Genomic DNA, 10,964 nt, shown 5'->3' on the forward strand with positions numbered 1-10,964 from the left:
ATCTTCACATCCTGTCGTTTTGTAAACAAATTATAAACAATATGTAGTATGGTGGATAATTTTTTCGCACAACAGATTGAACTTGTGGATAATCCGTATCTTTTCGTTGAAAAGCCTAGTGTGATTTGATATATTAGTATTGTTTTCGGTTGTGGATAGACCGAGTTTCCCACAACTTTATACACAGCTTGTGGATAACAATGTGAACAAATTCATAGTCACGGGGATAATCCGTCTATGAATTTTCTTAACTTTGGGGATAATCCGACAGGATGTTCTTTGATATGACACGCACCGCCGGTTTGCTGCCGTCAGCTTGCGATTTTTCTAAGGAGTGAACGACTTGTGGAGAGCCATGCCAACGAATTATGGCAGCAGGTACTGTCCGTCATTCAGACAAAGGTGAGCAAACCCAGCTTCGACACCTGGTTGAAATCCACCAAAGCCACGGTGTTCAGCGATACGTCGCTTTTAATTTGCGCACCGAACAATTTTGCCAAAGAGTGGCTGGAATCCCGTTATGCCAAGATGATCAGCTCCACCGTAGCAGAGACGTTGGGCAGGCACGTCCAAGTTCAGTTCACGATTGACGATATGCCTCCACCCGCAGCAGCTGTTCCCGCTCCCTCGGCCCCGCCGGCGAAGCCCGCCGCTGCCCTGCATGAGGATTCGTTCTCGCTGAATCCCAAATATACATTCGATACCTTCGTTATCGGCTCCGGCAACCGGTTCGCCCATGCGGCGTCGCTGGCCGTCGCCGAAGCGCCGGCCAAGGCCTACAACCCCCTCTTCCTCTATGGAGGAGTCGGCTTGGGCAAGACCCACTTGATGCACGCCATCGGGCATTATGTCCTCGAGCACAACCAGAGCGCCCGCGTCCTCTACATCTCTTCCGAGAAGTTCACGAACGAGTTCATCAACGCCATCCGGGACAACCGCGGCGAGAGCTTCCGCAACAAGTACCGGAACATCGACGTGCTGCTCATCGACGACATTCAATTCCTGGCCGGCAAGGAGCAGACCCAGGAGGAGTTTTTCCATACCTTCAACGCCCTTCATGAAGAGCGCAAGCAGATCATCATCTCCTCCGACCGACCGCCGAAGGAAATTCCGACGCTGGAGGACCGCCTGCGTTCCCGCTTCGAATGGGGCTTGATCACCGATATCCAGCCGCCGGATCTGGAGACGCGGATTGCGATTCTCCGCAAGAAGGCCAAGGCGGAGAACCTGGACATTCCCAACGAAGCCATGGTCTATATTGCGAACCAGATCGATACGAATATCCGGGAATTGGAAGGCGCTCTCATACGGGTCGTCGCCTATTCGTCTCTCATCAACGAGGATGTATCGGTGCATCTGGCGGCCGAGGCCCTGAAGGACATCATCCCCAGCAGCCGGCCGAAGGTCATCACGATCCACGATATCCAGCAGCGGGTCGGCGAATTCTACGGTCTCAAGGTGGAGGAATTCAAGGCCCGCAAGCGCACCAAGGCCGTTGCCTTCCCGCGCCAGGTAGCCATGTACCTCTCCCGGGAGCTGACCGACCATTCCCTGCCCAAGATCGGCGAAGCCTTCGGAGGCCGGGATCATACGACCGTCATCCATGCCCATGACAAGATCTCCTCGTCGCTGAAGACCGACCAGGAGCTGTCCAAGATCATTCGCAATCTTACCGAAAAAATTAAAAATCCCGGTTAATAACCAACATGCCTATACACAAACTACTCACATGTGGATAGGCTTTTCTTTTCGGGCTTTCGTCCACATATCCACATATTCAGGCCCCCTACTACTTATACGAATTTAAAGATATAATAATGATTCGGTATGCAAATGACGCCTGTCTGCTTTTTACGATGCCGACGTTCAGCGTTTCAGATACATGAAGCTTATGAATCGGGAAGCCATTTTAGAACCACAGGAGTGACATTATGAAACTGACGGTAGCGAAGGACTATTTCAACGAAGCCATTCAGCATGTATCCAAGGCCATCTCCAGCAGAACCACCCTGCCCATCCTGAGCGGGATCAAGATCGATGCGGCTCCCAACGGTGTCACTCTGACAGCAAGCGATACGGACATCTCCATTCAATCGTTTATTCCGACGGAGCATAACCAGAAGATCATCATCCGTCTCGAGCAGAGAGGCAGCGTCGTGCTGCCGGCTAAGTTTCTGTCGGAGATCATCCGTAAGCTGCCTTCCGATCAGATCGAGATCGAAGTGACCAATCTGTTCCAGACCATTATTCGTTCCGGCTCCTCGGAGATTCAGATGGTCGGCTTGGATCCCGAGGAATATCCGCTTCTGCCTGAAGTGGAAGAGCGTAAGACCGTATCTCTGGCCAGCGATCTCTTGAAGACCATGATCAAGCAGACGGCTTTTGCCGTATCGGCCAACGAAGCGACTCCCATTCTGACCGGTGTTCTCTGGGTGATGAACGGACAGACCCTGAAGCTGGTCGGCTGTGACCGCCACCGTCTGGCTCAGCGGGAGACCATCATGGAAGCGGATGAGGCGCGCCAGTTCAACAATATCGTCATCTCCGGCAAGACCTTGAACGAGCTCTCCAAAATCCTTCCCGACGGCAACTCCCTTGTGGATATCGTCGTGTCCGACAATCAGGTCCTCTTCAAGATGGACCGGATCCTGTTCTATTCCCGCATCCTGGATGGCACGTATCCGGATACGACTAAGCTGATCCCCCGTTCCTTCCAGACCGAGATGGTCATCAACACCAAGGAGCTGGTGGACGCCATCGACCGTGCTTACCTGCTGTCCCGTGAGGAGAAGACGAACATCGTGAAGATGATCATGATCGACGAATCCTCCGTGGAGATCAGCTCCAGTTCCTCCGATTTGGGCAAGGTGACCGAGATGCTGGTGGTCAAGAGCCTGACAGGCGAGCTGCTCAAGATTTCGTTCAATTCCAAATATATGCTGGATGCCCTGAAGGTCATCGACAGCGAGTACATCCGGATCGGCTTCACCGGCGCCATGAGCCCCATCATCATTCAACCGGAGGAAGGCACCTCCATCCTGCAGCTGATTCTTCCGTACCGCACGACCAACTAAGGAGCGGATACCTATGACCGTTGTACCCATTCGCGGGGAATACATTACGTTGGGCCAATTTTTGAAGATTACGGACATCATCTCCTCCGGAGGCGAGGCGAAGCTCTACCTGGCGGAGGCCAAGATTCTCGTGAACGGGGAGCCGGACAACCGCCGCGGCCGCAAGCTGTATCCGAACGATACCGTGAAGGTAGGCGGCGTAGGCGAATTCCGGGTTACCGCGGAGCAGAACTGATGTTCCTGAAGAAGCTGTCTCTCCAGCATTACCGCAATTATGAACAGTTCGAATTGGCTACTGACTCGGTAGTCAATCTTTTTGTGGGGCCCAACGCCCAAGGCAAGACCAATCTGCTGGAATCCATCTTCGTGCTGGCACTGACCAAGTCCCACCGGACTCATCAGGACAAGGAGCTCATCGGATGGGACAAGGATCAGGCCGTCATCTACGGCGAGCTGGACAAAAAATACGGAGCCGTCAAGCTGCAGCTCCAGATCTCCCAGCAGGGCAAGAAGGCCAAGATCAACGGCCTCGAGCAGAAGAAGCTAAGCGGCTTCGTAGGCGCCATGAATGTGGTCATGTTCGCGCCGGAGGACCTGGAGATCGTCAAGGGCGCCCCCGGTATTCGACGGCGTTTTCTCGACATGGAGATCGGGCAGGTTCACCCCGGTTACCTTCACGATCTGACGCAATACACCAAGGTTCTAGCCCAACGCAACAACTTCCTGAAGCAGAACGGCGGCCCCGGTGCGGGCAAGCATTCGGCCATGCTGGAGGTATGGAACGAACAGTTGGCAACTTTTGGTGTTAAAATGATGAAAAAACGTCAAAGCTTTATAGAGAAGCTCCAGCGGTGGGCTGAATCGATCCATGAAGGCATTACGAACGGTCAGGAATCCCTTCAGATCGTGTACAAGCCCAGCTTCGGCACGTCCTTCCAAGAAGATGAACCTATCCTATTCGATCAATTTATGGTAAAGTTAAATGAGGTCCGCGATCAGGAGCTGCGCCGTGGAACAACACTGGCAGGACCCCACCGGGACGACATGCTGTTCTACATCAACGGCAAGGAAGCCCAGACCTTCGGCTCCCAAGGCCAGCAGCGCACCACCGCCTTATCGGTCAAGCTGGCGGAGCTGGAGCTTATGAACGAAGAGGTGGGCGAATATCCGATTCTGCTGTTGGACGACGTTCTGTCCGAGCTGGACCGGAACCGGCAGACCCAACTGATTGAGACCATTCAGGATAAGGTGCAGACTTTCATCACCACCACCGGTGTCGAGAGCGTGGATTTATCCAAAATTCGTGACGCGGCCTTCTTCCAAGTGCGGAACGGCCGTATTTTGACATAATTCCCGGGATAGAACTGCGTGATTTCAGAATAGGAGGCGGTGCCCTTGTTCATCCATCTGGGCGGCGAGAAGATCATCCGGGCGTCGGAGCTGATCGGGATATTCGATCTGTCCATCGAGAAGACGTCCAAGGTTACCAAACAGTTTACCTCCCATGCCGGCAGGGAAAAGAAGGTGGAAATCATCGGAGACGAAGAGTGCAAGTCACTGGTCGTTACTCTGGATAAGGTCTATTATTCCCCCATCTCCTCTTCCACGCTGAAGAAACGCGCGCATCATTTATTCGTGAACTGATTGCTTCAAGATTATGCACGAACATAGAAAAGTAGGTGATAGGTCCATGTCTGTGAACAATACGTATGACGAAAGCCAGATACAGGTGCTGGAAGGTCTTGAAGCGGTGCGGAAGCGCCCGGGCATGTATATCGGATCTACCAGCGGAAGAGGCCTTCATCATCTGGTCTGGGAAGTCGTCGACAACAGTATCGACGAGGCGCTGGCCGGCTACTGTACGCGGATCGACGTCATCGTCCATCAGGACAACAGCGTCACGGTCATCGACAACGGCCGCGGGATCCCCGTAGGCGAGAATGCCAAGCTGAAAAAATCCACCCTCGAGGTGGTTCTGACCGTCCTTCATGCCGGGGGCAAGTTCGGCGGCGAGGGCTATAAGGTTTCCGGCGGTCTGCACGGTGTAGGCGTCTCCGTCGTCAATGCGCTCTCGGAGAAGCTGGTGGCTACCGTCAAGCTCAAGGGCAAAATCTACCGGCAGGAATTCGTCCGGGGCACCCCCCAATATGATGTCACGGTGATCGGTGAGCTGGACGACTTGGAGGAAAGCGGAACCACCATCCACTTCAAGCCGGATCCGGAGATCTTCACGGAGACGACCGAATACGAGTTCGATGTGCTCCAGTCCCGGATCCGGGAGCTGGCATTCCTGAACAAGGGCATCGAGATCAACCTCCGCGACGAGCGGACGGATACGTTCACCACCTACAGATACGAAGGCGGCATCATCCAGTTCGTCGAGTACCTGAACCGCAACCGGGAAGCGCTCCATGAGCCCCCGATCTATGTGGAGGGGCTGAAGGAATCCATTCAGGCCGAGATCGCCCTGCAATACAACGACAGCTACACCGAGAACATCTACTCCTTCGCCAACAACATCAATACGCACGAAGGCGGCACCCATGAGTCCGGCTTCAAGGCGGCTCTGACCCGTATCCTGAACGACTATGCCCGCAAGGCCGGCGTCCTAAAGGAGAGCGATCAGAACCTGTCCGGCGACGACGTCCGCGAAGGCTTGACCGCCATCATCTCGGTGAAGATACCGGAGCCGCAGTTCGAGGGTCAGACCAAGACCAAGCTGGGCAACAGCGAAGCCCGCGGGATCGTGGAATCCCTCTTCGCGGAGAAGCTCCAGGAGTTCCTCGACGAGCACCCGGCCATCGCTAAGAAGATTGTGGAGAAGGGCATCCAGGCCGCACGCGCCCGGGAAGCGGCACGCAAAGCGCGTGAGCTTACCCGCCGCAAGAGTGCTCTGGAGGTCAGCTCGCTTCCCGGCAAGCTGGCGGACTGCTCCTCCAAGGATGCATCCATCAGTGAGCTGTACATCGTCGAAGGTGACTCCGCCGGCGGTTCGGCCAAGCAAGGCCGCGATCGGCACTTCCAGGCCATCCTTCCTCTCCGGGGCAAGATCTTGAACGTGGAGAAGGCCCGTCTGGACAAGATTCTGTCCAATGCCGAGATCCGCGCCATCATCACCGCCCTCGGTACGGGAATCAGCGATGACTTCGACATTTCCAAGGCCCGCTACCACAAGGTCATCATCATGACCGATGCCGACGTGGACGGCGCTCATATTCGGACGCTCCTCCTCACCTTCTTCTACCGCTACATGCGGGCGCTGGTGGAGAGCGGCTTCGTCTATATCGCCCAGCCTCCTCTCTACAAGCTGGAGCGCAACAAGGTGATCCGCTATGCCTACAATGAGAAGCAGCGGGACGCCATGATGCAGGAATTCGGCGAAGGCGCCAAGGTGAACGTCCAGCGGTACAAGGGTCTGGGAGAGATGAATCCAGGCCAGCTGTGGGAGACCACCATGGATCCGGAAACCCGCACCCTGCTGCAGGTCAGCATCCAGGATGCCATCGAAGCGGACGTCATCTTCGACACGCTGATGGGAGACAACGTAGAGCCCCGCAGGGACTTCATCCAAGAGCATGCCAAATATGTGAAGAACCTCGATATTTAGATGCACGCCTCATAGGGCAATTTTCCGACCGTGCCGTCTGCCGACAGGCACGGTTTCTTGCTTTCGGAGGGGCTGTGGAAGGTTTAAATTGTGCAATAGTTGTGAAAGTAATATAATAGAATTTGATGCTTTTTCTTGTTTCACTCCCAGGATAAACGCCGGAACGTGCCTTATGGGCTCGTGCGTTTACCCGGAAAGTCCATACCGTCATCATAGAACGTTCGTTTTTCGAGACTTTCAGATAGGGTTTGCATAACGTTTAGGGGGTTTACAATGGCCGAGGAAATCAGATCTCAAATCAAAGAGCGGGATATCGGTTCGGAAATGCGCGAGTCCTTCATGGATTATGCCATGAGTATCATCGTCAGCCGCGCCCTTCCCGATGTCCGCGACGGACTGAAGCCGGTGCATCGGCGTATCTTATTCGCCATGTCCGAGTTGGGGATGGCACCGGACAAACCCCACAAGAAGTCCGCCCGTATCGTCGGTGAAGTCATCGGTAAATACCATCCCCACGGCGACTCCGCCGTCTATGAGACGATGGTCCGGATGGCACAGGATTTCTCCTTGCGCTACATGCTGGTAGACGGACACGGCAACTTCGGTTCCATCGACGGCGATATGGCGGCGGCCATGCGTTACACCGAAGCCCGCTTGTCCAAGATCGCCATGGAGCTGCTTCGCGATATAAACAAAGAAACCATCGACTTCGTTCCCAACTATGACGGCGAAGAGCAGGAGCCGGCGGTTCTGCCCGCCCGCTTCCCGAATCTGCTCGTCAACGGCGCTTCCGGTATCGCAGTCGGGATGGCCACCAACATTCCTCCCCACAACCTGGGCGAGGTCATTGACGGCCTCCAGCATCTGATCGAGTTCCCGGATGCAACTCCGATGGATCTGATGAGCTTCATCAAGGGTCCGGACTTCCCGACGGCCGGCTACATCATGGGACGCGAAGGAATCCGCTCAGCTTACAACACGGGCCGGGGCTCCGTCACCATGCGCGCCCGGGCCACCATCGAGGAGAACAACGGCAAGGCCCGGATTCTGGTCAACGAGCTGCCTTACCAGGTAAATAAGGCACGCCTGATCCAGAACATCGCCGAGCTGGTCCGCGAGAAGAAGATCGACGGGATCACCGACCTGCGTGACGAGTCCGACCGCAACGGCATGCGCATCGTCATCGAGCTGCGCCGTGACGTGACGCCGACCGTCGTTTTGAACAATCTGTACAAGCATACCGCTATGCAGTCCAACTTCGGCATCATCATGCTGGCGCTGGTCGAAGGCCAGCCGGAGGTATTGAACCTGAAGGACATGCTGTTCCACTACCTGGAGCACCAGAAGGTCGTGATTCGCCGGAGAACCGAATACGACTTGAAGAAGGCGGAAGCACGCGCTCATATTCTCGAGGGCTTGCGCATTGCCTTAGACCATCTGGACGAGGTCATCGCCCTGATCCGCTCCTCCCGTACCACGGAGGAAGCGCGGGAAGGCTTGATCAGCCGGTTCGGACTGAGCTACGATCAAGCCCAGGCGATTTTGGACATGCGTCTGCAGCGTCTGACCGGCTTGGAGCGTGAGCGGATCGAGGAAGAATACCAGGAGCTCATGAAGAAGATCGCCGAATACAAGGCCATTCTGGCCGATGAGAAGCTGATCTTGGCCATCATCAGCGAGGAGCTGCGCGAGATTCGGGAGAAGTTCGCCGATCCCCGCAGAACCGAGATCACCGTCGGGGAAGAGAGCATTCTGGACGAGGACTTGATCCCGCAGGAGGACGTGATCATCACGATCTCCCACTCCGGCTATATCAAGCGCCTGCCGGTGCATACCTACCGTTCCCAGAAACGGGGAGGCAAGGGCGTCATCGGGATGGATACGAAGGAATCGGACTTTGTCGAACATTTGTTCGTATCCAATACCCACCACTATCTCATGTTCTTCACGGATAAGGGCAAAGCTTACCGCCTGAAGGCCTACGAGATTCCGGACCTGAGCCGGACCGCCCGCGGTACGCCGATCATCAACCTGCTTCAGATCGAGCAAGGCGAGACCATCAGCGCGGTTATTCCGGTGCAGGACTTTAATGCCGATCTGAACCTGTTCTTTGCGACCCAGCAGGGTATCGTGAAGAAGACGCCGTTGGAGGATTACTCCAACATCCGCAGGGTCGGATTGATCGCCATCGGTTTGCGTGACGACGACAAGCTGATTGGTGTCAAGCTGACGGACGGCAAGCAGGAGATCATCATGGGCACCAAGGATGGCATGTCCATCCGCTTCCCGGAGCAGGACGTCCGGCCGATGGGCCGTTCCGCAACCGGCGTGAAAGGCATTCAACTGTCGGATGACGATGCCGTCATCGATATGGACGTAGTCGATCCGGCCAACAGCGTGCTGATCGTCACCTCCAAGGGCTACGGCAAGCGTACGCCGGTGGAAGATTACCGTATTCAGACCCGCGGCGGCAAGGGCATCAAGACCTTGAACATCACGGATAAGAACGGTCCTATCGTCGGTCTGAAGGTGGTTCAAGAAGAGGAAGACCTGATGATCATTACGGCCCAAGGCACCATCATCCGGATGAGCATGTCCGGCATTTCCATGATGGGACGCAACACCCAAGGGGTCCGCTTGATTCACATCAAGGAAGACGATGAAGTATCCACCGTTACCCGGGTTCAGAAGAGCGAGAATGACCCCGACGAGGGAGTCGAAGACGAGGATATGGAGTAATATAAGCAGGCAGGAGCGGGATATCCCCTCCTGCCTTTTTTTCGACAATAGGTCTCTATAGACGCGGTGGGACTTTTCACCTACAATGAAAAATATGACGGTTCCTTGAACTCCCAAGAACGGAGGTTTGACCATGGCGGTAGTACCCGTATCCCAAATAAAGCTGGGCGATAGAGTCATCGAACAGGTGTTCACGAAACGTGGCAGCCTGCTTTTTGATAAGGGGTTTACCATTACCCCGCGTGAGCTGGATATTCTTCAAGCGTTCCAGGTTCCCTCCGTTGCCGTGGAGGGCCGTTGGGAAGCAGCGGAGACGTCAGCGGCGAAGAACGAAGAGGCGGAGAACGCATCCGTCCCTCTCCCTACCCTGTTGGTGGAGTATGAGAACGTATTGAACCTTTTCCGCAAGGTCATGTTCTCGCTTCGTTCCGGAGGTGCCCTTCCCCTCCTGGAGCTTCGCACCAGGCTGGAATCTCTCTTACAGCATGCCGACCAGTACCACGTCCTTACCTTCACGCCCCGATCGATCAATCTTCGGGACTATCTGCTGCACAACAGTATTCTCGTCGCGATGACGTCCTACCAGCTGGCCAAGTGGCACGGTCTTCCGGCGAAGGACTGGATCCCGGCAGCCTTGGGCGGACTGCTGCATGATATTGGCAATGCCAAGGTGGACGAGACCATTCTGGAGAAGAAGGGCAAGCTGACCCACACCGAACAGGAAGAGATGCGGACCCATACCGTACACGGCTATCAGATGCTAAAGAACGTGGCAGGTCTGAACGAAGGCGTGAAGCTGAGCGCCTTGCAGCACCATGAGCGCGAGGATGGATCCGGGTATCCACTGGGTGTCAAGGGCGACAAGATTCATCCCTATGCCAAAATCATCTCCGTGGCCGATATCTACCACGCTATGACGTCCCCCAGATTCTACAAGAAGCAAGCTTCTCCCTATCTGGTGCTTGAGCAGCTTCAGACCGAATCCTTCGGCAAGCTGGATCCTGCCCTGGTACAGACCTTTATTCAGAAAGTCACCGAATTCCACAACGGGACGTTAGTTCGGTTAAGCGATGGCCGTATCGGCTCGATCGTATTCTCGGACCGCAGCCACCCGACGCGACCTTGGGTGAACATCAATAATACGATCGTAAACCTGACGTTGGACCGAAGCCTCTATATTGAGCATGTCATCAACTCGCTCGGCAGTTAAATATTCCAGTCCCGGAAGGTTGACTTCGGTTCTCCGATTGTGGTACATTAGATCTCGCCGCTTCGGACGGACAGCTTGTCCGGGACAACACAGCAAGAGATTATTAAGAAATTGAAAATTACCTCTTGCAATTGTGTAGGCGAATGTGTTATATTAATCAAGTCGCCTCCGAGAGACGACAAAATGCAACAAGAAGTTAGCTCCTTGAAAACTGAACAACGAGTAGTAACAAAACACAGCCAAGTGTAATGAATGAGCTATATCGAACGAACCTTTTTGGAGAGTTTGATCCTGGCTCAGGACGAACGCTGGCGGCGTGCCTAATACATGCAAG

General features: G+C 54.8%; 8 protein-coding genes and 1 rRNA gene. All 9 read left to right on the forward strand.

Going from position 1 to position 10,964, the window contains the following annotated elements:
- The first annotated feature begins 345 nt into the window (after positions 1-345).
- Positions 346-1,698 (forward strand): chromosomal replication initiator protein DnaA, encoded by a 1,353-nt coding sequence (dnaA, locus tag ACSEXW_RS05960; RefSeq protein ID WP_438445190.1) that lies wholly within the window; start codon positions 346-348, stop codon positions 1,696-1,698.
- Between the two features lie 233 nt (positions 1,699-1,931).
- Positions 1,932-3,074 carry a DNA polymerase III subunit beta gene (gene dnaN / locus ACSEXW_RS05965; RefSeq protein WP_438445191.1) on the forward strand — a complete coding sequence of 381 codons (1,143 nt, stop codon included), beginning with the start codon at positions 1,932-1,934 and terminating at the stop codon, positions 3,072-3,074.
- Positions 3,075-3,087: 13 nt separating this feature from the next.
- A complete protein-coding gene (gene yaaA, locus ACSEXW_RS05970; RefSeq protein ID WP_438445192.1) occupies positions 3,088-3,309 on the forward strand; it encodes a S4 domain-containing protein YaaA in 222 nt (73 codons plus the stop codon).
- On the forward strand, positions 3,309-4,424 hold the full coding sequence (gene recF / locus ACSEXW_RS05975) for a DNA replication/repair protein RecF (RefSeq protein ID WP_438445193.1): 1,116 nt from the start codon (positions 3,309-3,311) through the stop codon (positions 4,422-4,424). The genes yaaA and recF overlap by 1 nt, the downstream gene beginning before the upstream one ends.
- A 45-nt stretch (positions 4,425-4,469) precedes the next feature.
- Positions 4,470-4,718, forward strand: coding sequence for an extracellular matrix regulator RemB (remB, locus tag ACSEXW_RS05980; RefSeq protein ID WP_438445194.1), 249 nt, complete (start codon positions 4,470-4,472; stop codon positions 4,716-4,718).
- A gap of 46 nt (positions 4,719-4,764) precedes the next feature.
- Positions 4,765-6,681: a DNA topoisomerase (ATP-hydrolyzing) subunit B gene (gene gyrB / locus ACSEXW_RS05985; RefSeq protein WP_438445195.1), complete on the forward strand. Its 1,917-nt coding sequence runs from the start codon at positions 4,765-4,767 to the stop codon at positions 6,679-6,681.
- Between the two features lie 273 nt (positions 6,682-6,954).
- Positions 6,955-9,420: a DNA gyrase subunit A gene (gene gyrA / locus ACSEXW_RS05990; RefSeq protein ID WP_438445196.1), complete on the forward strand. Its 2,466-nt coding sequence runs from the start codon at positions 6,955-6,957 to the stop codon at positions 9,418-9,420.
- A 133-nt stretch (positions 9,421-9,553) separates the two neighbouring features.
- Positions 9,554-10,630 carry an HD-GYP domain-containing protein gene (locus tag ACSEXW_RS05995; RefSeq protein ID WP_438445197.1) on the forward strand — a complete coding sequence of 359 codons (1,077 nt, stop codon included), beginning with the start codon at positions 9,554-9,556 and terminating at the stop codon, positions 10,628-10,630.
- Positions 10,631-10,903: 273 nt separating this feature from the next.
- Positions 10,904-10,964, forward strand: a 16S ribosomal RNA gene (locus ACSEXW_RS06000); the annotation flags it as partial.

The organism is Oryzibacillus soli, assembly GCF_051594765.1.
In the GTDB taxonomy this organism is placed as follows: domain Bacteria; phylum Bacillota; class Bacilli; order Paenibacillales; family NBRC-103111; genus Paenibacillus_AR.

Bases quoted from the DNA above. Each gene is read 5' to 3' on its own strand.
- dnaN (WP_438445191.1), top strand. From the start codon at position 1,932: ATGAAACTGACGGTAGCGAAGGACTATTTCAACGAAGCCATTCAGCAT.
- yaaA (WP_438445192.1), top strand. From the start codon at position 3,088: ATGACCGTTGTACCCATTCGCGGGGAATACATTACGTTGGGCCAATTT.
- recF (WP_438445193.1), top strand. From the start codon at position 3,309: ATGTTCCTGAAGAAGCTGTCTCTCCAGCATTACCGCAATTATGAACAG.
- gyrB (WP_438445195.1), top strand. From the start codon at position 4,765: ATGTCTGTGAACAATACGTATGACGAAAGCCAGATACAGGTGCTGGAA.
- gyrA (WP_438445196.1), top strand. From the start codon at position 6,955: ATGGCCGAGGAAATCAGATCTCAAATCAAAGAGCGGGATATCGGTTCG.
- ACSEXW_RS05995 (WP_438445197.1), top strand. From the start codon at position 9,554: ATGGCGGTAGTACCCGTATCCCAAATAAAGCTGGGCGATAGAGTCATC.